Raw genomic sequence first — 23,543 nt, 5'->3', positions numbered from 1 at the left:
ATTTCCCTGCTTTGCCGCCAAGAAAATGTACGGCTCCAGCCAATTTAGAATGACGGCATGTCCTATCTAGTGCTTGCCCGCAAATACCGCCCCAAGAATTTCTCTGAAATGGTGGGCCAGTCGCATGTCGTGCAGGCCCTGGGCAATGCGCTGGGCACCGGGCGGCTGCACCATGCCTACCTGTTCACCGGCACCCGGGGCGTCGGCAAGACGACGGTTTCGCGCATTCTGGCTAAATCCCTCAATTGCACCGGCCTGGACGGGCAGGGCGGCATCACGGCCGAGCCCTGCGGCGTGTGCGACGCCTGCCGGGACATCGACAGCGGCCGCTTTGTCGATTACACCGAACTCGACGCCGCGTCCAACCGGGGCGTCGATGAAATCGCCCAACTGCTGGAGCAGGCGGTCTACAAGCCGGTGGTGGGCCGCTTCAAGGTCTTCATGATCGACGAGGTCCACATGCTCACGAACACGGCCTTCAACGCCATGCTCAAGACGCTGGAAGAACCGCCTGAATACCTCAAGTTCGTGCTCGCCACGACCGACCCGCAGAAAGTGCCGGCCACGGTGCTGTCGCGCTGCCTGCAGTTCAACCTGCGTCCCATGGCGCCCGAAACCGTGCTCGAACACCTGGTGCAGGTGCTGGCCCTTGAAAACGTCCCGGCCGAGCCGCAGGCCCTGCGCCTGCTGTCGCGCGCCGCGCGCGGCTCGATGCGCGATGCGCTGTCGCTGACCGACCAGGCGATTGCCTTTGGCTCGGGCCGGCTCGACGAAGCCAGCGTGCGCGTCATGCTCGGCAGCGTGGACCGCAGCTATGTGTTTCGCCTGCTCGATGCGCTGGCGCGTGGCGATGGCCGCACGGTGGTGGAAACTTCCGAAGTGCTGCGCCTCAACGGCCTGAGCGCGGCCTCGACGCTGGAGGAAATGGCCACCATCCTGCAGCGCATGGCGGTGCTGCAGGCCGTCCCCGGCATGGGCGCTGGCGACGACGACACCGACCCGGAGATTGCCGAAACCGCCCGGCTGGCCCACACCATGCCGGCCGATGAAACCCAGCTTCTCTACAGTCTGTGCCTGCACGGGCGCGGCGAACTGGGCCTGGCGCCCGACGAATACGCGGCGCTGACCATGGTGCTGCTGCGCCTGCTGGCCTTCAAACCCCAGGCCTCCAGCGTAGCGTCTCCGGTTGCCGCCAAGCCTGCGCCGGGGAGTGCCGCCGAGCCGGCAAAAAAGCCGCTGCCTGAGCAAGCCGCAGCGCCTGCTGCCCATCGTATTCCTGCAACGCAGAGCCGCCCGGCCGTGGTTCCGGCCGTCCAGACCGTCCCAGAGCCGGTTTCTGCTCCAGTTTATGAGTCAAAAAAGACTTTTGCGCACGCTGGACAAGCGCAGCCAGCTATTAATTCTGTAGCGTCTGAAAGGCGGCCGGCTGATCAGCCGGCCATGCCTGCGGCGCCATCCCCCGGCACCTTGCCTCAAGACGCTTCCCTTGGCGATGCCTGGGGCCAACTGGTCAACCAGCTGGTGGCCGCAGAAGCCATCGCGGCCCTGACGCGCGAGCTGGCCCTGCAGTCGGAGTTGCGCGGCCGCAGCGAAGGCGTCTGGACCTTGCGCGTCGAGCGCGAGTCATTGAGCCAGCCTGCCGCGCGTGAAAAGCTGCAGCTTGCGCTTCAGATGGCGCTGGCCGATCCGGCCCTTCAGCTCACCGTGGAAGTCGGACCCGTGACCGACACCCCGGCACGTCGCAACGGCGCCGCACTGGCCGAGCGTCAGCGCGCCGCCGAGGCCTTGATTCAAAATGATCCCTTCGTGCAGGACATGATCCGCGACTGGGGCGCCCGGATTGTTCCGGGCAGCATCAAGAGCGTTTCACCCTGAACCGGGCCGGGTTTGCGGGCACCGAGCCGATATGATCAACGACAGTTTTCAGCAACCCATCTTTAAAGGAAAAAAACATGTTTAACAAAGGACAACTCGCAGGCCTCATGAAACAGGCGCAGGCGATGCAGGAAAGCGTCAAGAAAGCCCAGGACGACCTGGCTTTTGTCGAAGTCACTGCCGACGCCGGCGCCGGCCTGGTGAAAGTCACCATGACCTGCAAGCACGATGTCAAGCGCATCGAGATCGACCCCAGCCTGCTGACGGAAGACAAGGACATGCTCGAAGACCTCGTGGCCGCCGCCTTCAATGCCGCCGTGCGCAAGGCCGAGGAAGTCAGCCAGGAAAAAATGGGCAACCTCACCGCGAAAATGCCGGCCCTTCCCGGCGGCATGAAGTTTCCTTTCTAGTCCAAAGCTTTTCCGGCAATCGAGCACAGTGGCAGATTCCAATGCCCTTGACGGCCTGACCCAGGCATTGCGCAAGCTGCCGGGCGTGGGCGCGAAGTCGGCTGCGCGCATGGCGTTTCACCTGCTGCAGCACGACAAGCCGGGGGCCTTGCAGATCGCGCGCGCGCTGGAGCACGCGGTCCAGAGCATCCGGCATTGCTCCTTGTGCAACACCCTGACCGAGCAGGAGGTGTGCGTGACCTGCGCCAACCCCCAGCGCGACCGCAGCAAGCTGTGCGTGGTCGAAACCCCCGCCGACCAGGCGGCGCTGGAGCGAACCCTGGCCTACCGGGGGCTGTATTTCGTGCTCATGGGCAAGCTCAGTCCGCTCGATGGCGTGGGGCCCAACGACATCGGCCTGCAAAAGCTGTTTGACCGCGCCGTTCCCAAGGACGAGCACGGCCAGCCGCTGCCGGCTGCTTTGCGCGAAGTGCAGGAAGTCATCCTTGCAACCAATTTCACCGCCGAAGGCGAGGCGACGGCGCATGTGATTGCCCAGGCCCTGAAAAGCCGTGGCATGCAGGTCACCCGGCTGGCGCGCGGCGTGCCGGTGGGCAGCGAACTCGAATATGTCGATTTGGGCACGATTGCGCACGCGTTGACAGACCGAAGGTGAGCCGCCAACTCCATGCCCTAATGCTGGCTAATGCTGGTAGGGATCGAGATCAAGGAAGGGCTTGAGCCCGGTTCTGACTCCGCCGGCACCGACTTCAGGCAGGCACATCATGGTGTCGATGGCATCGCCTGATCTGTTGACCCTGAGACGGTTCTCATCGCCTTCGTGTCCATGCGGCACGCAGATCGACGGGTGGTCAAACGGTGCTTTCTTGAATCGCACCCGGTCATCGCTTAGCGCAAGCAAAAAGGCCACCAGATCCTTTTTCTGGGTTTCACTCAGGCCCAGCGGCTTGATGGTCGGGTCTGGAACTGGCTGGTTTTGCGTCGTGAAGTCGCCGCCGCGATTGTAAAAATCGACCACCTGCATCAAGGTCGCCTTTCCCCCGTTGTGAAAGTAGGGGCCGGTGAATTCGACGTTGCGCAAGCCCGGCGTCTTGAAGGCGCCATCAACTGCCAATGGCGCCTTGGCAGCGACCGGGACTTCCCTGGCGGCATCGAAATCCTCGCCCAGCAGCGCCGTCTTGCCGAGTTGCGACAGGCGGCTCTCCGAGAGCGGATTATTGAAGGGGTCCAGTCCGCCCACGCCCAGGTCGTCGGTCGTCGGACGAACGCCGGTGTTGAAGAAGCCGTTGTCGTAGCGGAACACCGAGTTGTTGGCGCCCGCCCGCTGATCGAGCCGGCCCTCCCCGGTGACGTTGGAAAACGACGCGCTGGTGAATTCCGGACCCGAATGGCAGTGAATGCATTGGGCGTTCGGGCTGCGGAAAATCGCCATGCCGCGCTGCTGCTGCGCAGTCAATGCATTGGTGTTACCGGCGGCAAACCGGTCGAAAGGCGTATCGTCGGACACCAGCGTTGAGCTGTAGAGCTGAATCGCGAGCCCGAAAAACAGCGAGAAGTTGGCTTCCATCTGTGAAATCTGGCCGGGATTGCTCCTCTGTCTGTTCGCTTGCGAATTCCTGCTTCTGGGCAAATCCATATTGCCAAAATTGGCGCTGTTCGCGCCCGGCACGTTGACCATGGTCCTTGAGTTCCAGTAGTCCGGCTGGAACGCTTGGCGGATCAGGTCCGCATACGTCAGGTTGCTATTGATCAGCGGGGCCAGCGTGCTGTCGGTGGGCGCTATCTTCTGGTCGGCCAGTGGCACGAGTTTCACCAGCTTTGTACCCAGTTTTGCAAGCGTGCGCCCCTTGCAGCTCATCTCGTTTTCGCTCACCGGCGGACCGGAACCCAGCGAGGCGAGCGAAGCGGTGGCAATGGCCAGGCTGAATGGCCTGAGCACCCCGTTTTCAACTCTCCAGTGATGCATGTCGGGATTGCGCAGCCCGAACGGATCGCCGCCATTGGCAACGCTGCTGGCGCGGCCATCCCAGAAATTGCGAAAGTTGAAGATCGTGTTGAAAATTGTCGGCGTATTGCGCGGCTCCACCCTGCGCGTGTTGACGCCGTTGAGATTGAAGCCGGAGCCGCCATGATTGACCGCATCGGAAACGTCCTCGCAGTTATCGGCGCTGCCCGTCCTCCACGCGACATCGGTGAAGGAGCGCGTGTACACGCCTTGCGACGACGCGATGTCATTCTTGTCCGAGACCTGGCTTTGCGCACTGTTGACATCGGCATGCACTGTGAACGGGAAGTCGGAGGCCTTGAACGCATAGTTCGGTCCCCCGAGCTGGAAGGTCCGGTCCCCGGCCAGGATGCCTGGATTGAGCTGGTTCTTGATCCGGTTGTCGGCGCCGGCGTGGAAATGACAGGTAGCGCATGCGGTCTTGTTGTCGCTGCCCACCCGGGTATCCCAGAACAAGGCCTTGCCGAGCCGGATGGCTGCGGCCTTGTCGGCGACATAGTGATTCAGCATGGCCGCTGCTGGTCCCGGGATCGGAACGGTCTTGAGCGATGCCGGCGGCGGGGGAGGCTCATCTTCTTCCTGCGCCATCACCGCCGCTGCGCCAGAGGCCAGCAGGGCCATCAACAAGGCATCTGCGGTCAGGCGCGAGCGACGCGGCCATCGGGGCGGCGGATGCATCACACCGTAACAATCGCCGTGCGAGAGGATTTGAAATGCTTTCATTCTCAATCTCCATGGGTAGAAAAAGCCGACAGGAAGCCGACCGGACTGGCATGTTTCTTCAGTGATACAAATTGGGGGTAATTTGAATCAGGGGAAAGTACTCCATTCAGAATTTCTGCCTGCAATCACATTGCAAGTTTTGTAACGGAAGCCCATGGATGTATGTCGCCGTCGCCGGTTGCGAACCACGCTTGCGCTCAGGAAGCGCCGCACCCCGGTTTGGCTCCAGCGCGAATGGCGTGGATGCAGCACCCGAAAATCCCGTATCGAAAGCGGATCATGGCCATTGCATTTTTTACGGTGGCTTACGGGTGTGTCTTGGCGGCAGCTTTGTTGCCAATTGCGTGTGCAGGCATTGCCAAGTTCGGCGCCATGCGAACGCCGCCGCGTGAAGGCATCCTTTTCAGCGGCTTTCACTGAGGTGTTTGTCCGCAGAAAAGTAAGCACTCGTTACAAGCAGACGGGATTTTGGTATTAACCCGCACGGGATGACCCCGATGCGGGTTTTTGTGTGTACCGATATGCTGAAAAAGAGCTGGCTTCGAGCAGAAAGAATTGGCATGGAACGATTACCCCGCATGTCCCGACGTGTTTTTACCGGCGGCAGCCTCCTGACTGCCGCAACACTCGGCTTGCCTGCGCTGTATGCACAAACCCAGCCTGAGACCCGAAAAATCACGATTTCCGTGGACAGTAAGAACACTTTTTACTGTCTGCCCCTGACCATTTCCGAGCAGCTTGGCTATTTCAAGAGCGAAGGCCTGGAGGTTGGCATCAGTGATTTCGAGAGCGCAGCCCTGGCTCTGCAGGCCGTGGCACGGGGTTCGGCCGATATTTGTTCAGCAGGTTTTGAGCACACCCTTCACCTGCAGTCCACGCAGCAGATGTACCAGTCGTTTGTGCTGCAGGGCAGGGCGCCCCAGGTCGCATTTGGCGTTTCTCCCCAAAACCTGCCCGGCTACCAATCGATAGCCGACCTGAAGGGGAAAAAAATTGGCGTCCCGGCCCTGGGTTCTTCAAGCGCCATGATGGCCTCCATGGTGTTGTCGCAGGGTGGCCTGAAAGCCGGTGACGCAAGCTTTATCGGGGTGGGCAAGGCTGCTGACGGCGCACTGGCCGCACTGCGTTCGGGGCAGGTGGATGCCATGAGCAACACCGACCCGCTGATGACCATGCTGGAGCAAAAAGGCGAGGTCAGGATCATCAGCGACACCCGCACGCTCAAAGGCACGATGGAAGTGTTTGGCGGGCCGATGCCGGCAGCCTGCCTGTTTGCGCCGCTCGATTTTGTCCGTAAAAATCCGAACACCTGCCAGGCGCTGGCCAATGCGATGGTGCGTGGCCTGAAGTGGCTGCAAACGGCAGGTCCGGGAGACATCATCAAGACCGTGCCCGAAAGCTATCTGCTGGGCGACCGGGGCCTTTACATCGCCTCGTTCAACAAGGTGCGCGAGTCGATCTCGCTGGACGGCATCCTGGCCGATGAAGCTCCGCGCACCGCCCTGAAGGCGCTTGCCAGCGTTGATGCCAGCATCAGGGCCGGCAGCATTGACCTTGGCAAAACCTATACCAATGTATTTGCCCAGCGGGCCAAGGAACGCTTCAAGGCCTGAGCGGGTTTGCCCAGGCGCTGCTGCCCCGCGCCTGATGCGCCCGAGTCGAAAAACTCAGCGCCTTTTTGATTTTTTGACAATGGTTTTGCTGGCGCTACGCCTGACTGGGATGATTTTGATGTTGTCCGATAAGGGGGCGGGTTTTTTAAATGACCCAACCATGTTGGCGACGTTGCGGGCGGTGATCGGCAGATACAGCACGACCTGATGGCCCTGTTTGAAAGCCGCCCCGGCGCCGACGCTGTTCCAGTTGGCGACGCTGGCCGCCGTCAGGCCATATCGGTTGGCAATGCTGGCCACGGACTCGCCCTTGCGCGCCTTGACGGTTGTGCGGCGGGTGGTGATTTCAGGCGACAGTGAAACCTGGGCATTGTCGGCGACATGGCTGCTCACGTCATCTTCCATCTTCGCCGTGCGTGGCACCATCAGGGTGGAGCCTGCCTTGATGAGCATGCGCGGCGGTATGTTGTTCATGCTGCGCAAATCGGTTTCGTTCATGCCGGTATGCCTTGCCGCCTCGGTCGCAGTCATGGTGCTGGGGGCGGTCCATGCGGTCCAGCTGGCGTATTGCCCCTGGGTGTAGGCGTCGAAATTGCGCTGGAACACCAGCGCGTTGTCCCACGGCAGCAAAATCTGCGGCGTGCCCGCGGCCAGGATCACCGGACGGCGGGCCGAGGGGTTGAGCGCCTTGAAGACTTCAATCGGCACGTCGGCCAGCCGCGCGGCCAGGGCCACGTCAATATCCCGCGTGATCTGCACCTGCTGGAAATAGGCGTGGTTTTCAATCAGCGGCAACTCGCTGTTGAATGCCTGCGGATTGGCCACGATATTTTTCACCGCCTGGAGCTTGGGCACATAAAGCCGGGTTTCCGCCGGCATGCTGAGTTCGTCGTAACTGGTGCCCAGGCCGGCTTTCTGGTTTTTGGCAATCGCGCGGCTGACGCTGCCTTCGCCCCAGTTATAGGCGGCCAGTGCCAGGTGCCAGTCGCCAAACATGCCGTAGAGTTTTTGCAGGTAGTCCAGGGCTGCACGGGTCGATGCCAGCACGTCGCGGCGGTCGTCGCGAAAGTCGTTTTGCTTGAGTGAAAAGTATTTGCCGGTCGCCGGCATGAACTGCCACATGCCGGCCGCCTTGGCGCTGGAAACCGCTTGCGGGTTGAACGCGCTTTCGATGAAGGGCAGCAGGGCAAGCTCGGTCGGCATCTGGCGGCGCTCCAGCTCTTCAACGATATGGAAGAGGTATTTGCTGGAACGCTCGGTCATGCGCAGGATGTAGTCAGGACGGCTGGTATACCACTGCTCGCGGTCAGTCACCAGTTCGTTTTGCAGGTCGGGCATGGCAAAGCCCCGGCGAATGCGATCCCAGAGTTCCTTGGGCGGCTCGGTCGAGACAATCGGGAATGAATTCACCTGGCCAGGGGTAATGGCACGCAATGGACCTGTCTGAACCCGTTGCCCGGGGGTGGAGCCCGGCCCGGTCGCCAGCACGGGGTCGCCGGGCATGCCCGTTGGCCGGGTGGCACAGCCTGCCAGCACGGTCATCAGCAGCAACAGCGCCAGCGAGAAAAGCCGAAAGTTTAGAAAAGAAAAAGAAGGGTAAAGAGGGGCGGATCGGGAGTGAAGCATCATTTAAATTGGTTTTTCCATTGCCGCAGGGCGGCAAATACCGAGGTATCGTCATGGACTGACGCGTCAAAGTGGCGTGCGGCTGAAACAAGACTGGCTCGCCGCGTGCGTAAAAAAGGATTGATCAGGATTTCCTGCTGGATGGAACTGGGCAAGGTCGGTTGCCCTTGAGCGCGCAACCGGAGGCAATGCTGCTGGTACGCTGCCAGGTCGGTATTGTCGGGCTCGACGGCCAGCGCAAAGCGCAGGTTGTCCAGCGTGTATTCGTGGGCGCAGCAAACCCGGGTGGCGCCGGGCAATGCGGCCAGCTTGTCAAGCGATGCCAGCATTTGCGCCGGCGTGCCTTCAAACAAGCGGCCGCAGCCGCCTGAAAAAAGCGTGTCGCCGCAAAACAGCAGCGGCTGGCCGTCCATGTCCGGGGTGTAAAAGGCAATGTGCCCCGCCGTGTGGCCCGGCACGCCCTGCACCTGAAAATCCAGGCCCAGGGTGTGCACCGAGTCGCCTTCATGCAATGGCTCGAATGGCGCGGGAATGCGTTCGGTGGCCGGGCCGTAAACGGTGGCGCCGGTGGCCTTGCGCAGTGCATCGACGCCGCCGGTGTGATCCGCATGGTGATGCGTGACTAGAATTGATTCCAGTTGCAGCGCGGACTGTTCCAGCGCGCGCAATACCGGCTCTGCGTCGCCAGGGTCCACGACCAGGGCGCGCTTGCCGTCATGCAGCAACCACAGGTAATTGTCGGCAAAAGCGGAAATGGGAAACAAATACATGCAGTGGTCTCGATGAACTCGGAAATTATAGGTTTGACAGACTGGCTGAAAACCCCGCCAGGCGCTTACTTGCTGGCTTGGGAACAGGCCCATTTCGACGAGGCGGTCAGCGATATTTTTGGCTACCACGCCCTGCAGCTGGGACTGCCCGAACTCGATGCCCTGCAAGCCAACCGCATGCCGCACAAATGGCTGGCCCTTTCATCCATGCCGGGCTTGCCGCCCCAGTCTTCGTTGCAAGGCAACCCGCTCCATCGGATGGAGCCCGCTTCCATAAGTTCCCCCCGGCTTGCCTTGCTGACCGATTCGGCGGCCTTGCCTTTTCCCGAAAACAGCCTGGACCTGGTGCTGTTGCCACACACGCTGGAGCTTGGACGCGACCCCCATTCTGCCTTGCGCGAGGTCGCACGCGTTCTGGTTCCCGAGGGACGGGTGGTGATCAGCGGGTTCAACCCCGCCAGCCTGTGGGGCTTGCGCCAGCGGCGCGATCATTTTTACCAGCGTTTGGGCTACGACGAGTTTTTTTTGCCCAATGCCGGTGACTACATTGGCTACTGGCGGCTTCGCGACTGGCTGAGGCTGCTCGATTTCGAGGTCGAATCGGCACGTTTTGGCTGCTACCGCCCGGCGCTGGGCAGCCAGAAATGGCTGGACCGGTTCGACTGGATGGATGCGGCTGGCGAACGCTGGTGGCCGATCTTTGGGGCCGTCTATTTTCTGGTGGCGGTCAAGCATGTGCGGGGCATGCGCCTGCTGGAGCCGGCCTGGAAGGCCCGTAAAGCGCCCGCCGCAGCACCTGTTGCCGTTGCCAATAAGAATCCGGCCAGCCGCTGAAAATCCCGCCTCTGTTTTTTGATTTTTTAAACCGCAGTTTTTTTACCTGGAACCACAAGCAACCCATGACCGATTCAGCAGCAGAGCCCACTATTTCCCAACCACAACACGTCGTGATCTACACCGACGGCGCCTGCAAGGGCAACCCCGGCCCCGGAGGCTGGGGCGCCTTGCTGGCCTCTGGCGGCACCGAAAAGGAAATCTTCGGCGGCGAGATGGGCACCACCAACAACCGCATGGAAATGACGGCAGTCATCGAGGCGCTGGCGGCCTTGAAAAAGCCCTGCACCGTGACCCTTTACCTCGACAGCCAGTACGTGCTCAAGGGCATCACCGAATGGATTCACGGCTGGAAGGCCCGGGGCTGGCGCACGGCGGCCAAGGCGCCCGTCAAAAACGTGGACTTGTGGCAGCGGCTCGATGCGCTGCTCGTGTCCAGCGGCCACAGCATCGACTGGCGCTGGGTTCGGGGCCACAACGGCGACCCGGGCAACGAGCGGGCTGATGCGCTGGCCAACAAGGGCGTGGAGCATGCCCTTGGGCGGCTTTAGAACGGACAGGCCAAAGAGGGATGCGCAGCCTGCTACATTGACCGACTCCGGTTTGAAACCTCTTCCTTCAGGGGGATGGAATTTATTTGGGAGAGGGGTAAGCTCTTCCAAATTCGCCCCGAAAGGGGCGTGGATTGAAACATGGCATCAAAAGCAATTTATACCGTGGTCGCCGTGGCGGGCATTGCAGCGGCTTCAGGCGCGGCCTGGTGGTATCAGAAACCCAGGCCCGCTGACGGCGCCGCAAACATGGCCAGCGCTGGTGCGCCCGCAAAACCGCCTTCGGTCGAAGTGGCGCGGGTGGAACTGGCGCGGCTTGCCGATGAAACCCGTGCCGTCGGCAGCCTGCGTTCGCGCCGGGGCGTGGTGTTGCGCCCTGAAGTCAGCGGCCGCATCACCCAGCTCAACTTCACCGATGGCCAGCGCGTGCGCAAGGGGCAGGTGCTGGTGCAGTTCGATGACCAGCTGCCGCAGGCGCAAATCCAGCAAAGCCAGGCCGAACTGTCGATAGCCCAGGCCAACCAGAAACGCAACCAGGAACTGGTCGCGCAAAACTTCATCAGCCAGCGCTCGCTCGATGAAAGCGCCGCCAACCTGCAGGTGGCGCAGGCCAAACTGGCGCTGGCCAGGGCGACGGCGGCACGCTTGAAGATCGTTGCCCCGTTCGACGGCATCGCCGGCATTCGCCAGGTCAATGTGGGCGATTACCTCAAGGATGGCGCCGACATTGTCAATATTGAAGACATCGACGCCATTTACGTGGATTTCCGCTTGCCCGAGCGCTACCAGAGCAAGGTCAGGCGCGGGCAGACAGCCCTGCTTGACATTGACGCGCTGCCCGGCCAGCGCTACACGGCGCAGATCCAGGCGATTGACCCGCTGATTGATGTGAACGGCCGGTCGGTGGGCATTCGCGGCTGCATCGACAACCGCGCCCTGACATTGCGGCCCGGCATGTTTGCGCGCGTGAACACCGTTTTTGGCATTCGCGACAACGCCAGCGTCATTCCCGAAGAAGCGATTGTTCCGCAAGGCGGCAGGCAGTTTGTCATCAAGCTGCTGGACGGGCCGAACGAAGCCACCCGGACCACGCAGCGTGTCGAGGTCAAGGTGGGCTTGCGCAGTCCGGGCAAGGTGGAAATCACCGAGGGGCTGGCGCCCGGCGACACCGTGGTCAGGACCGGCCAGCAGCGGATTCAGAAAGACGGCACCGTCGTGACGGTGGTGGAACTGGCCAATGGCGCACCGTCCCGCCCGGCCGCTGAAACAAGCGGGGCCAGCGCTTCAAATTCAGCTCCCGCCGCCGCAAAAACCGCCTCGCCATCAGGCCCCAATCCGTGCGGCGCCGTGATTTCGCAGGCGCCAGCATCAGGCCTTGTGCCCACCAGCAGCGCCGTCATGCCGGAAAAATCCCTGCCAGCGCGGCAGCGCGCAATCCCGGCTGATTCCTGAAGCCCACCTGAACCTGAGTGATTCACGTCACCGCCCCCCATGCAACTCGCTGAAGTCTCCATACGCCGCCCGGTGTTCGCCACCGTGCTGTCGCTGCTCATCGTGCTGATCGGCGCGGTCAGCTTCAACCGGCTGACCGTGCGCGAATACCCCAAGATCGACGAGCCAGTCGTGACCGTGAGCGTTCGCTACGCCGGCGCGTCGGCCGAGGTGATCGAGTCGCAGGTGACCAAGCCGCTGGAGGATTCGATTGCCGGAATCGACGGCGTGGACGTGATCACCTCGATCAGCCGCGCCGACCAGGGGCAGATCAGCGTGCGCTTCCGGCTTGAAAAAGACGCCGATTCCGCCGCCGCCGAGGTGCGCGACCGCACCTCGCGGGTGCGCAACCGCCTGCCGCAAGCGATTGAGGAGCCGGTGATCGCCAAGGTCGAGGCCGACGCCTTTCCGGTCATCCAGCTGGCTTTTTCCAGCGATTCGATGACGCCGCTGCAGATCAACGACCTGGTCAACCGCATCGTCAAGCCGCGCCTGCAGACCGTGACCGGCGTGGCCGACGTGCGCATCTTCGGCGAACGCAAGTACGCCATGCGCGTCTGGCTCGACACCGACAAGCTGGCGTCTTACCGGCTGACGACGCAGGATGTCGAGGATGCGATTCGGCGCAGCAACCTGGAACTGCCGGCCGGGCGGATTGAGTCGCAGCAGCGCGAATTCAGCGTGACCTCGCAGACCGACCTGCTCAAGCCGGCCCAGTTCGGCGAGATCGTCATCAAGACCGTCAACGGCTTTTCCGTCAGGGTGCGCGACGTGGCGCGTGTCGAGGAAGGCGCTGCCGATGAGCGCACGGCGGTCCGGCTGAACGGCCGCCCGGCGGTCGGCGTCGGCGTGATCCGCCAGGCGACGGCCAATCCGCTGGACCTGTCTAGGGGCGTGCAGGACGTGATCCCGAAGCTCAAGGCCGATTTGCCGCCCGATGTGCTGATCGACATCGCCAACGACAACTCGGTGTTCATCGACCGCTCGGTCAAGAACGTGTACCGGACCATTTTTGAAGCCGTGCTGCTGGTGGCGCTGGTGATTTTTGTGTTCCTGCGCACGCTGCGCGCGTCCATCATTCCGATCATCACGATTCCGGTCAGCCTGATCGGCACCTTTGCGCTGATGGCGCTGGCCGGCTTCACCATCAACACGCTCACGCTGCTGGCGCTGGTGCTGGCCATTGGCCTGGTGGTGGACGATGCCATCGTGATGCTGGAAAACATTTTCCGGCATATCGAGGAGGGCATGGACCCATTTTCGGCCGGCATCAAGGGCGCGCGCGAGATCGGGTTTGCCATCATCACCATGACCGCCACGCTGGTCGCGGTGTATGCGCCGCTGGCCTTCACGCCGGGGCGCACCGGGCGGCTGTTCGTCGAGTTCGCACTGGCGCTGGCCGGCGCGGTGGTGGTGTCGGGCTTTGTCGCGCTGACGCTCACGCCCATGCTGTGCACCGTGCTCCTCAAGCACAACCCCAAGCCGAACCGCTTCGACCGCACCATGGAGCGCGTGCTGACGGGCATTTCGGAGCGCTACGGCGCGCTGCTGCGCTGGATCGTCACGGCGCGCTTTCAGTCGCCGGCGCACGACCGCAGCATCGGCCAGCGGGTCAAGGGCTTTGTGTTCCAGGCGCGCTGGATCGTGGTGGCCGTGATGCTGGTCAGTGGCGCGGCCATCGTGCTGGTGTTTCCGACCATGAAGCAGGAACTCTCGCCGATGGAAGACCGGGGCGTGATCCTGGCCAGCGTCAATGCGCCGGACGGCTCGACGCTCGACTACACCAACCGCTACGCCCAGGCGCTGGAAAAGATGGGCCAGCCGTTCAAGGAATTCGACCGCATCTTTGCCAACGTCGGCAACCCGACGGTGGCGCAGGCCAGCGTGGTCTATCGCACGGTGGACTGGGAGGACCGCAGCCGTTCGACCATGGACATGGCGCGCGAGCTGCAGCCCAGGTTCAATGCGCTGCCCGGCGTGACGGCTTTTTCGATCACGCCGCCTTCGCTGGGCCAGGGTTTTCGTGAACGGCCGCTGAATTTCGTCATCCAGACCTCGGACAGCTACCAGAACCTCAACGCCGTGGTGCGCCGGATGCTTGACGAGATGGCCAAGAACCCGGGCATTGTCTCGCCCGACGTGGACTTGCGGCTGAACAAGCCCGAGTTGCGCATCGAGGTGGAGCGCGACAAGGCGGCTGATTTGGGCGTGAGCGTCGAAGTGGTGGCCAAGGCCATCGAGACGCTGCTCGGCGGGCGCAATGTGACCCGCTACAAGCGCGATGCCGAGCAATACGACGTGGTGGTGCAGACCCAGGCCAGCGGCCGCAGCACGCCCGAAGACATCGAGCGCATCCATGTGCGTGGCCGCAATGACGCCATGATTCCGCTCTCAAGCCTGGTCAATGTGCGTGAAAGCGTGTCGCCGCGCGAGCTGAACCACTTCGGTCAGCGCCGCTCGGTGTCCATCACCGCCAGCCTGGCGCCTGACTATTCGCTGGGCGAAGCCTTGGGCTTCATGGACCAGACCGCCGCCAAGGTGTTGAAGACCGGCTACAGCACCGACCTGAACGGCACGTCGCGCGAATTCAGGAATTCGCAGGGCGCGCTGGCCATCGTGTTCGTGCTGGCGCTGGTGTTCATTTTCCTGGTGCTGGCCGCGCAGTTCGAGAGCTTTGTCGATCCGCTGGTGATCATGCTGTCGGTTCCGCTGTCGATGATCGGCGCGCTGCTGGCGCTGAAATGGAGCGGCGGCTCGCTCAACGTCTATTCGCAGATCGGCCTGATCACGCTGGTCGGGCTGATCACCAAGCACGGCATCTTGATTGTCGAGTTCACCAACCAGCTGCGCGGGCAGGGCATGGAGATGATCGATGCGCTGGTGAAAGCCTCGTCGCAGCGGCTGCGGCCCATCATGATGACGACCGGCGCGATGGTGCTGGGCGCCTTGCCGCTGGCCCTGGCCCATGGCGCGGGTGCCGAAAGCCGCATCCAGATCGGCTGGGTGATCGTCGGCGGCATGTCGCTGGGCACCTTGCTGACGGTGTTTGTCGTGCCGACCATGTATGCCCTGTTTGCCCGCAAGGTGATTCCGGGCGCCAACAAGACAGTGGCCAAAGAGCAACCTGAGGCGCCAGCAGCACATCCTGAACTGGTGGCGAAATAAGCCCGGCTTGGGTCTTTCCCGCGAAGCCGGAAATCTACATCGCCCCGTCGAACATCATCACATCGACCTCGTCGCCCACGGCCACATTGCCCTGGCCGTGATGCAGCACGATCAGCCCGTTGGCCTCGGCCATTGAGCGCAGCACGCCCGAGCCCTGGCTGCCGGTGGTCTTGACCTGCAGCGAGCCGTCGGGAGCGGTTGATACCCGGCCGCGCTGGTATTCGGTGCGGCCCGGTTTTTTGCGGATCGCCTCGGTACTGTGCGCCTTGAGCAGCAGCGTGGGCTCAGGTTTTGCGCCCATCATCCGCAGCAGGGCAGGGCGCACAAAGGCCAGAAAGGTCACCATCACCGCGACCGGATTGCCGGGCAGGCCAAACAGCATGGCGCCCTGCTCGTTGCTACTTTTTCCATAGCTGCCAGTGCTTGCTGGATATGCGGAAAAGGCTGATTTGATGCTTGAAATTCGGCCCACGGCCATCGGCCGGCCCGGCCGCATGGCGATGCGCCAGAACGCCACGTCGCCGAGTTTTTTCATCATCGCCTTGGTGTAGTCGGCCTCGCCCACGCTGACGCCGCCCGAGGTGATGATGGCGTCGGCCTGCGCCGCTGCGTCGGTGAACGCGGCTTCGAGCAGCGCCGGGTCGTCACGCACCACGCCCATGTCAATCACCTGGCAGCCCAGTCGGCTCAGCAGGCCAAACACGGTGTAGCGGTTGCTGTCGTACACCGCGCCTTCGCGCGGCGCTTCGCCCAGCGACAGGATTTCATCGCCGGTTGAAAAGTAGGCCACGCGCAGCGGACGCCATGTCTTGACTGTTTCAAGACCCAAAGAGGCCGCAAGCCCAAGTCGGGCGGGCGTGAGCAGCTCTCCTTTTTGCAGCGCCGCCTTGCCCTGCGCCAGGTCTTCGCCGCGCAGGCGGCGGTTGTCGCCCGTGCGCAGCAAGCCTACCGGAATGGTGATGCGTTCAACGTCACCGCTCCGGTTCAGCTGGACGAACTCCTGCGGAACCACGGTGTCCAGGCCCGCCGGCATCACCGCGCCGGTCATGATCTTCACGCACTGGCCGGGCAAAACGCTGCCTTGCCAGGCCTTGCCCGCCAGCGCCGTGCCGATGACCCGCAACTCCAGCGCCGCATCTGGAGCCAGCTGACTGCCGGAAAATGCATACCCGTCCATCGCCGAGTTGTCATGCGGCGGCACATCGAAGGGTGAAATCACATCGGCCGCCAGCACCCGGCCCAGCGCTTCAAACAGCGGCAGCTCCAGCACGTCCCGCACCGGCGTCACCAGGCGGGCCAGAAAATCCTGCACACCGTCGGCCGTCATGGCCTGTGGGTCGTAGCCCTGCAACTGGGCGGCAATCTGCTCGATGGTGCTCATGGCTGCCTCGCTTCGAGCTGGTGCAACTCGGCCAGCGTGTTGGCATTGAAAAAGCCGTGCACCTCGTCGCCCGGCCGGTCGAAGGGAACGATGACGGTGTTGTGCTGCGCCGTCCAGGCGTCGATCTTTCGCCCGCCGGCCTGCGTGAAGCGCGCCAGGCTTTCCAGCATGTTCACGCCCATCAGGCAAAACACCGGCTGCGCCCGCAACTGGCCGTCTTCTTCGCGCGCGGCCGCCACGGCAAAGTCGGCATTCTCGCGCGCCATGGCATCGGCCATGCGGGCCACCAGGTCGGCCGGGAACAGCGGCGTGTCGCAGGGAACGGTGAGCAGGTAGGGCGTTTCGCAGCGCTCCAGCCCGGTGATGAAACCGGCCAGCGGCCCGGCATATTCGCCCAGGCTGGCGCTGTCGGGCCAGACCGGAACGCCAAAGGATTCGTAGGCCGACAGGTTGCGGTTGGCATTGATCATGATCTGGCCGACCTGCGGCGAGAGCCGCATCAGGGTGTGCAGGGCCAGCGGCACGCCGTTGAAGTTTTGCAGGCCCTTGTCCACGCCGCCCATGCGCGAGCCACGGCCCCCGGCCAGGATCACGCCGGTGATGGCTTCGGTATGCAAGGGTTCGCGGGTTTCCATAATGTTCAAAATCATCCTCCGATGTAACTCATCTCGACGCGCTTGGCGCCGCCTGCCGGGCCGGCGTCCGGCGGCAGGGCGGCGCGAATTTCCGAATAGCGGTCCGAGCGCGCCTGCCAGATCGGACCGATGGCCGCAGCGATCTGCGCGTCGGCATAGTTGCCGCGCAGCAGGGCGCGCAAGTCATGGCCCTGGCTGGCGAACAGGCATAAAAACAGCTTGCCTTCGGTCGAGAGCCGCGCCCGGTTGCATTCACCGCAAAAAGCCTGGGTCACGCTGCTGATCACGCCGATTTCACCGCCGCCGTCCAGGTAACGCCAGCGCTCGGCGGTTTCGCCGCTGTAATTGGGGTCGATGGCGGCCAGGGGGAATTCGGCCCGCAGGCGCTCGATCACCTGGCTTGAGGGCAAGACCTCGTCCATGCGCCAGCCGTTGGTCGCGCCCACGTCCATGTATTCGATGAAGCGCAGTACCGCGCCGGAGTGCCGGAAATGCCGTGCCAGCGGCAAAATCTCGCCATCGTTGGTGCAGCGCTTGACGACCATGTTGATCTTGACCGGCGCCAGCCCAACCTGTTGCGCGACCTCGATGCCCCTGAGCACGTCGGCCACCGGAAAATCCACGTCGTTCATGCCGCGAAAAATCGCGTCGTCCAGCGCATCGAGGCTGACGGTGACGCGCTGCAGGCCGGCGTCTTTGAGCGAGCGCGCTTTTTTGGCCAGCAGCGAGCCGTTGGTGGTCAGCGTGATGTCCAGCGGCTTGCCGGCAGGCGTCTGCAGCCGGGCCAGCATGCCGATCAGCACTTCGAGGTTCTTGCGCAGTAGCGGTTCGCCGCCCGTGAGCCTGATTTTCTCGACGCCATGGGCGACAAAAATCTTCGCCAGCCGGGTGATTTCCTCGAAGCTCAGCAGTGAGTTTTGCGGCAGGAACGCGTAGTTTTTGTCAAACACCTCGCTCGGCATGCAGTAGTTGCAGCGAAAGTTGCAGCGGTCCGTCACGCTGATGCGCAGGTCGCGCAGCGGCCGGCCGAGCGTGTCGCTGAGCAGCCCGGTCGGTGCCGGCAACAGGGCGGGAACCGTGGGCACGCGGCTTGCGTAGCGCAGGTCTGCCAGGGGAATGATTTTGCGCGGTGTGTCTGTCATGGTAATTAAGCCTCGGGGAGAATTTACCCCATTGGCCGGGTCCGTCTTGATGCGGGCAGACTTTACCCATAAGGCAGAGACGTTATCGCCGGGCCGCTTCCTTCGTGCCGGCGATTCCCCAACCGGCAGACCGTGCCAGAGCTTACTTTTGCAGGTTGCCGGTAGCGTTGATGATGGTCAAATCAACGCCGCCCCAGCCCTTGCGGGCCTGGGCGCTGTAGTTGACGGAAATGCCGCCGAGGTTGTATTCCTGCATGGTTTTCAATGCCCCAAGCACCCGCTCCCGGCTGGGGTTCGCGCCAGTCCGCCGGACAGCTTCCGCAGCGATCTTGGCGCCCAAAAAGCCTTCCAGGCTGGAAAACGACAAGGCTGCCTTGGGGTCGTAAGCCTTCATGGCGGCCTGGTATTCCGTGATGACGGGTTTGGTGGAGGTAAAGGGATAGGGCGTTGCCTGGCTCAACACAATGCCGCGCGCCTTGTTCACGCCAGTGATCGCAATCAAGTCGCTGTGCCGCAAAACAGACAGTCCATAAATCTGCCCCAGGCCTTCGGGCACGGCGCGAACCGCCTTGATGAATTCAAATGCAGGCATGCCCGCCGCCAGCACCAAGATGGCCTTGGGATGGGCCGCCACAACAGACTTGACGGCCGCGCTGACGCTGGCGGCTTGCGCATCAGGGCTGAAATCCACCACGGAGTGGGACACCACCTTGAGTCCCAGGTCGGTGGCGCGTTTTTGTGCCAGTTCAGCCAGGATGGGACCAAAGCCTATATTCATGTTGACGATGGAGACAGTGTCCTTGCCCCAGTTCTTGGCTTCTTTCAGCAGGGCGTCAATTTCATCGGCATAGCCGCTGCGCAAGGGGAAGACGTTTTCGGCTTCGACCACATTCTTGTCGCCCTGCATCGGTGCAATCAGCGCTATTGCGCTTTTACCAAAGGTGTTTTCCTTGGCCAGCATGGTCATGCCCGCCGTATTGAGAAAGCCCACCAGGCCCACGATGGACGGGTTGTCAATCAGTTTGCCGGTCAGTTCCACCATGTTTTTGGCTTGAAGGCCGTCGTCATGCACCTCCAGCTTGAGCTTGTTGCCATTGACACCGCCTTTGGCATTGAGCGCTTCAAAATAGACCTGGATACCTGTCGTCAGCCCTTTTGCATTGTCCATCGAGGCCGGATTGCTCTGGGATGCGATTTGAGCAAACACCACATCGGCTGCACCTGCCGGGCCGGACGCGCATAAAAAAAGCCCGCAGGCCATGGACAGAAAAATTTGGGGTGTTTGGCGCATTGTTCTCTTGGCTTGTTACAGGTTGGTTTGGTCATGCCCCTAGCTTTTGCAGGGTGATTTGAACCATAGTCGATGTAACAAGTTGCGTCAATGGGGGAATCCTTTAGCTGTGACGCCGCTCAAAGCCTGATTTCGCACGATGTTGTTTTTGTGTTGTTTTTGTGTTGATTTTGCTATTTATTTAGTAGCTGGATACGAAATACTGGCGTGCGAAAATGGCATATTTCATTCAAAAATAGCAACTTAACCATGCCGCACGGCCACGGTCTTCAGCGTCGTGAACCCATGCAGCGCCTCCAGCCCTTTTTCACGCCCATGACCCGATGACTTCACGCCGCCAAACGGCAGTTCGACGCCGCCGTCCGCGCCGTAGTTGTTGATGAACACCTGGCCGCTTTTCACGCGCCTGGCCATGCGGAACTGCAGGGCGCCGTCGCGCGTCCAGATGCCGGCGGCCAGCCCGAAGCGGGTGGCGTTGGCCAACTCGACCGCCTGCTCTTCGTCCCGAAAACTCATGGCGCAGAGCACCGGGCCGAAGATTTCTTCCTGCATCAGCCGGTGGCCGGGCGGCACATCGCACAGCAGCGTGGGCGCCTGGTAAAAGCCGCCCTCGGGCGCTTCATCAACGATCTGGCCCTGTGCCACCATCGGAATGCCGTCCACATGGGCGTCGCTCAGGAAATCCCAGACGCGCTGCTGCTGGCTCTGGCGAATCAGCGGCCCCATGTCCAGGTCCATGGCCGCCGGGCCGACGCGCAGGTTTTCAAACGCCTCGCCCAGCCGCGCCAGCAGCGGCTCGTAAATCGCCTCTGCCACCAGCAGACGCGAGCCGGCCGAGCAGGTCTGCCCGGCGTTTTGCACGATGGCGTTGACGATGGCCGGAATGGCCGCGTCCAGGTCGGCATCGGCAAACACGATTTGCGGACTCTTGCCGCCCAGCGCCAAGCTGACCGGGCAATGGCGCTCGGCCGCGACTTGCTGGATCAGCGTGCCGATGCCCGGGCTGCCGGTAAAGCTGATGTGGTCGATGCCCGGGTGGCGCGCCAGCGCATCGCCGACTTCATGGCCGTAGCCGGTCACGATGTTCAGGGCGCCGGCCGGAAAACCGGCTTCAGTCGCCAGCTCGGCCACGCGCAGCAGCGACAGGCAGGCGTCCTCGCTGGGTTTCACGACGCAGACATTGCCCGCCGCCAGCGCGGCGCCCACGCTGCGGCCAAAAATCTGCATCGGGTAGTTCCACGGAATGATGTGGCCGGTCACGCCGTGCGGCTCGCGCCAGGTCATCACGCTGTAGCCGTCCAGGTAGGGAATGGTGTCGCCATGCAACTTGTCGCAAGCTCCGGCGTAAAACTCGAAATAGCGGGCCAGCGCCAGCGCATCGGCCCTGGCCTGGCGGGTCGGTTTGCCGCAGTCGCGCTGCTCGATCAGGGCCAGTTCTTCGGCATGCCCGGCCACCTTGACGGACAGCCGCATCAGCAGGCGGCCGCGTTCGGCCGCGCTGAGCCGGCACCAGACCAGTTCCAGGCAGTCGCGGGCGCGGCGCACCGCCACATCGATGTCGTGCGCGGTGCTGCGCTGGATTTCGTCAAAGACCTGGCCATCGGACGGATTTACAACCGCGATGGTCTTGCCGGAAAGTGAAGGAACGGCGGCGTTGGCGATGTAATTGAACTGCATGCGCATGATTTTGCGCGAAAGCGCGGCTGCAGCGTGTCGTGCCCGGTTAAACCCATGGAACCACCCCGATGCAGTCCGGGTGGGTATTTTGTCCCAGATAGTGGGACTCCAGCCGGCTCCGAGGGGTTTCACCAGTTGATGCCTGAAAACCCCCGTCTCACAATGAACGCGCGTCCATTGGCTTCGGCCTGTCTGGACACTGTTTTTAAACCACGAGGACAAGGTCAGCATGTACATCGGAGAACAACTTATCAACCCCCCGGCCGAGCGGCTGCGGCTGTCTGCCCAGCTGGGTGTGGAGCGGGTGGTCATTGACAACCGGGGCACCGACCTGGTCAGGCCGGGCGGCGTCTGGGACGTGGACAAGCTGCGCGGCTACCGCGAGTGGGTCGAAAGCTTCGGCCTGAAGATTGACCTGTTTGCGCTGGATGTGGGCTCCATCCTGCTCGACTTCTTGACCGACGAGGCCAGCGCGCGCCAGCAGGCCGAGGTGCTCAAGCAAAACATCCAGATCGCCGCCGACGCCGGCCTGACGGCCTTGAAATACAACGTGCAAATGGTCGGCATCACGCGGACCGGCCTGCGCACCGGACGCGGCGGCGTGCAGTACAGCGGCTTCAAGCTGGCCAGCTACAGCGCCGAGGCCGACCGCAAGCACAGCTACTGGGGCGTCGGCTACCCCACCAACCAGGACGAGGGCGACGCTGGATCGACGCTGCTCTGCGGCCAGAAAATGGCCAGGGAAGTGCCGCCCGTGACCGAGGAATCGGGCTGGCGCGCCATCGAATTCCTGGTGAATGAACTCGTGCCCGCCGCCGACAGGGCCGGCATCCGGCTGGCCTGCCATCCGCACGACCCGGCCTATCCGGTCGGCGGCCTGAACGGCGTCGAGCATGTTCTCGGTTCCATCGAGGGGCTGCGCAAGTTCGTCGCGCTCTCAAGCAGCCCCAACCACGGCCTGAACTTTTGCCAGGGCACAGTCGCCGAAATGGCCAGGGAGCCGCACAGCTACGTGATCCGCGCGATTGAAGAATTCGCGCCGCGCATCTTCATGGTGCATTTTCGCAACATCAAGGGCGGCTACCTCGACTTTGCCGAGGTCTTTCCCGATGAGGGCGACGTGGACATGAACGAAGCCATCCGTGCCTACCAGCGCGCGGGCTACGCCGGCATTTTGTGCCCCGACCATGTGCCGCTGAGCGAGCTTGACCCGAACCGCGAACGCTTCATGGCGTTTGCGCTGGGCTACACGCGCGGCCTGCTGCAGGCGGCGGGCTACGCGCCAAGAATCACCACGCTGGCCGACTGAACAAGCGCATTCCAGACGCCGGATTTCCTTTTCCTTATATGAATCAACACGGAGACAACCCCATGATTCGCAGACAACTCGTTCAATTCGCCGCCATTGCCACGCTCGGCGCCGCCTTGCCACTGGCCGCCTTCGCCCAGGCCGACTACCCGAACAAGCCGGTCAAGATCATCGTGCCGTTCCCGGCCGGCGGCACCAGCGACGTGATGGGACGCCTGGTGGCCGAGGAACTCGGCAAGATCCTCAAGCAGCCCTTCATCGTCGAGAACATCGGCGGCGCCGGCGGCGTGATCGGTACCGAGCGCGGCGCCAAGGCCGCGCCCGACGGCTACACCTTGATCCAGACCGGCGTCGGCCAGAGCGCCGTGGCCCACGGCCTGGAGCCTTTGCCCAAGTACAACTCGAACACCGACTTCATCCATATTTCCCAAGTGCATTCCGGCCCGAATGTGCTGGTGGTGCATCCGGGAACGCCGTTCAAGACGCTCAAGGACGTGGTCGATTACGCCAAGGCCAATCCGGCCAAGCTCGACTACGGCTACACGCCGGCCGCCTCGGGCCACATGGCGATGGAGCTGTTCAAGCAGACCGCCGGCATCTTCATGCTGGGCATTCCCTACCGCGGCGGCGGCCCGATGATGACCGACATTCTGGGCGGAACGATCAAGATGATGTTCATCAACCAGGACGTGGCGCTGCAGCATGTCAAGGCCGGCAAGCTGCGCCCGCTGGCCGTCACCAGCGCCCAGCGCAATCCGCTGTATCCGGACGTTCCGACCGTGGCCGAGTCGGGCTACAAGGGCTTTGAGGCGCTGTCGTGGTCGGGCCTGTCGGCGCCAAAAGGCACGCCGCAGCCGATCATCGACAAGCTCGAAGCCGCCATGGTCCAGGCCATGGGTTCTGCGTCCGTCAAGCAGCGCCTGGAATCGCAGGGCTTCATCGTGCCGCCGCTGGGCTCCAAGGCCTACACCGCTTTCGTCAAGAGCGAGGAAGCGCGCTGGACGAAGGTGATCAAGACCGCCGGCATCAAGACGCCTTGAGGACT

19 protein-coding genes are annotated in these 23,543 nt (G+C 62.7%); 11 read left to right on the top strand and 8 right to left on the bottom strand.

Annotated elements, in window-relative coordinates; translation table 11 throughout:
• Window positions 1-57: 57 nt before the first annotated feature.
• The 3 genes from dnaX to recR all read left to right on the top strand — a co-directional run bounded on the left by dnaX (window position 58) and on the right by recR (window position 2,940).
• Window positions 58-1,875, top strand: coding sequence for a DNA polymerase III subunit gamma/tau (dnaX, locus tag ABLV49_RS12170; RefSeq protein WP_349276718.1), 1,818 nt, complete (start codon window positions 58-60; stop codon window positions 1,873-1,875).
• Window positions 1,876-1,952: 77 nt separating this feature from the next.
• Entirely contained in the window at window positions 1,953-2,285 is a 333-nt protein-coding gene (locus ABLV49_RS12165; RefSeq protein WP_011801070.1) for a YbaB/EbfC family nucleoid-associated protein, read from the top strand.
• 28 nt (window positions 2,286-2,313) lie between these two features.
• Entirely contained in the window at window positions 2,314-2,940 is a 627-nt protein-coding gene (recR, locus tag ABLV49_RS12160) for a recombination mediator RecR (protein ID WP_349276716.1), read from the top strand.
• A 27-nt stretch (window positions 2,941-2,967) separates the two neighbouring features.
• On the opposite strand, the gene ABLV49_RS12155 is transcribed toward recR, so the two are convergent.
• Window positions 2,968-5,013: a cytochrome-c peroxidase gene (locus ABLV49_RS12155; protein WP_349276714.1), complete on the bottom strand. Its 2,046-nt coding sequence runs from the start codon at window positions 5,011-5,013 to the stop codon at window positions 2,968-2,970.
• A 279-nt stretch (window positions 5,014-5,292) separates the two neighbouring features.
• On the opposite strand from ABLV49_RS12155, the gene ABLV49_RS12150 reads away from it, so the two are divergent.
• Together ABLV49_RS12150 and ABLV49_RS12145 are read left to right on the top strand one after the other, a co-directional pair.
• Window positions 5,293-5,433, top strand: coding sequence for a hypothetical protein (locus ABLV49_RS12150; RefSeq protein ID WP_415838099.1), 141 nt, complete (start codon window positions 5,293-5,295; stop codon window positions 5,431-5,433).
• 140 nt (window positions 5,434-5,573) lie between these two features.
• Complete coding sequence (locus tag ABLV49_RS12145) at window positions 5,574-6,626, top strand: ABC transporter substrate-binding protein (RefSeq protein WP_349276712.1); 1,053 nt, start codon at window positions 5,574-5,576, stop codon at window positions 6,624-6,626.
• Between the two features lie 54 nt (window positions 6,627-6,680).
• Here ABLV49_RS12145 and ABLV49_RS12140 read toward each other — a convergent pair whose 3' ends face one another.
• Window positions 6,681-8,255 (bottom strand): transglycosylase SLT domain-containing protein, encoded by a 1,575-nt coding sequence (locus ABLV49_RS12140; RefSeq protein WP_432280016.1) that lies wholly within the window; start codon window positions 8,253-8,255, stop codon window positions 6,681-6,683.
• Window positions 8,252-9,022 (bottom strand): hydroxyacylglutathione hydrolase, encoded by a 771-nt coding sequence (gene gloB / locus ABLV49_RS12135; protein WP_349276708.1) that lies wholly within the window; start codon window positions 9,020-9,022, stop codon window positions 8,252-8,254. The genes ABLV49_RS12140 and gloB overlap by 4 nt, the downstream gene beginning before the upstream one ends.
• Before the next feature lie 12 nt (window positions 9,023-9,034).
• Here gloB and ABLV49_RS12130 point away from each other — a divergent pair, with 12 nt between their 5' ends.
• From ABLV49_RS12130 to ABLV49_RS12115, 4 genes are all read left to right on the top strand, one after another.
• Entirely contained in the window at window positions 9,035-9,856 is an 822-nt protein-coding gene (locus ABLV49_RS12130; RefSeq protein ID WP_349276706.1) for a class I SAM-dependent methyltransferase, read from the top strand.
• A 65-nt stretch (window positions 9,857-9,921) separates the two neighbouring features.
• Window positions 9,922-10,407: a ribonuclease HI gene (gene rnhA, locus ABLV49_RS12125; RefSeq protein WP_349276704.1), complete on the top strand. Its 486-nt coding sequence runs from the start codon at window positions 9,922-9,924 to the stop codon at window positions 10,405-10,407.
• A gap of 141 nt (window positions 10,408-10,548) precedes the next feature.
• Window positions 10,549-11,859, top strand: coding sequence for an efflux RND transporter periplasmic adaptor subunit (locus ABLV49_RS12120; protein ID WP_349276702.1), 1,311 nt, complete (start codon window positions 10,549-10,551; stop codon window positions 11,857-11,859).
• A 39-nt stretch (window positions 11,860-11,898) separates the two neighbouring features.
• Window positions 11,899-15,063 carry an efflux RND transporter permease subunit gene (locus ABLV49_RS12115; protein WP_349276700.1) on the top strand — a complete coding sequence of 1,055 codons (3,165 nt, stop codon included), beginning with the start codon at window positions 11,899-11,901 and terminating at the stop codon, window positions 15,061-15,063.
• A gap of 34 nt (window positions 15,064-15,097) precedes the next feature.
• On the opposite strand, the gene moeA is transcribed toward ABLV49_RS12115, so the two are convergent.
• From moeA to ABLV49_RS12090, 5 genes are all read right to left on the bottom strand, one after another.
• Window positions 15,098-16,444, bottom strand: coding sequence for a molybdopterin molybdotransferase MoeA (moeA, locus tag ABLV49_RS12110; RefSeq protein WP_349276698.1), 1,347 nt, complete (start codon window positions 16,442-16,444; stop codon window positions 15,098-15,100).
• Window positions 16,441-17,079, bottom strand: a complete 639-nt coding sequence (gene mobA / locus ABLV49_RS12105) for a molybdenum cofactor guanylyltransferase MobA (RefSeq protein ID WP_349281692.1) — start codon at window positions 17,077-17,079, stop codon at window positions 16,441-16,443. The genes moeA and mobA overlap by 4 nt, the downstream gene beginning before the upstream one ends.
• 11 nt (window positions 17,080-17,090) lie before the next feature.
• On the bottom strand, window positions 17,091-18,221 hold the full coding sequence (moaA, locus tag ABLV49_RS12100) for a GTP 3',8-cyclase MoaA (protein WP_349276696.1): 1,131 nt from the start codon (window positions 18,219-18,221) through the stop codon (window positions 17,091-17,093).
• A 142-nt stretch (window positions 18,222-18,363) separates the two neighbouring features.
• On the bottom strand, window positions 18,364-19,512 hold the full coding sequence (locus ABLV49_RS12095; RefSeq protein ID WP_349276694.1) for an ABC transporter substrate-binding protein: 1,149 nt from the start codon (window positions 19,510-19,512) through the stop codon (window positions 18,364-18,366).
• A 243-nt stretch (window positions 19,513-19,755) separates the two neighbouring features.
• Window positions 19,756-21,189, bottom strand: coding sequence for an aldehyde dehydrogenase family protein (locus ABLV49_RS12090; protein ID WP_349276692.1), 1,434 nt, complete (start codon window positions 21,187-21,189; stop codon window positions 19,756-19,758).
• 229 nt (window positions 21,190-21,418) lie between these two features.
• On the opposite strand from ABLV49_RS12090, the gene ABLV49_RS12085 reads away from it, so the two are divergent.
• Both ABLV49_RS12085 and ABLV49_RS12080 read left to right on the top strand, forming a co-directional pair.
• Window positions 21,419-22,498 carry a mannonate dehydratase gene (locus tag ABLV49_RS12085; RefSeq protein ID WP_349276691.1) on the top strand — a complete coding sequence of 360 codons (1,080 nt, stop codon included), beginning with the start codon at window positions 21,419-21,421 and terminating at the stop codon, window positions 22,496-22,498.
• Between the two features lie 62 nt (window positions 22,499-22,560).
• The gene (locus tag ABLV49_RS12080; RefSeq protein WP_349276690.1) at window positions 22,561-23,538 is read left to right on the top strand and encodes a Bug family tripartite tricarboxylate transporter substrate binding protein; all 978 of its coding nucleotides are present in this window, start codon (window positions 22,561-22,563) and stop codon (window positions 23,536-23,538) included.
• Window positions 23,539-23,543 lie beyond the last annotated feature (5 nt).

Source organism: Polaromonas hydrogenivorans, assembly GCF_040105105.1.
Taxonomy (GTDB): domain Bacteria; phylum Pseudomonadota; class Gammaproteobacteria; order Burkholderiales; family Burkholderiaceae_C; genus Polaromonas; species Polaromonas hydrogenivorans.
Note: the sequence above shows the minus strand (reverse complement) of the source record. Positions and strands in the feature narration are given on the sequence as shown.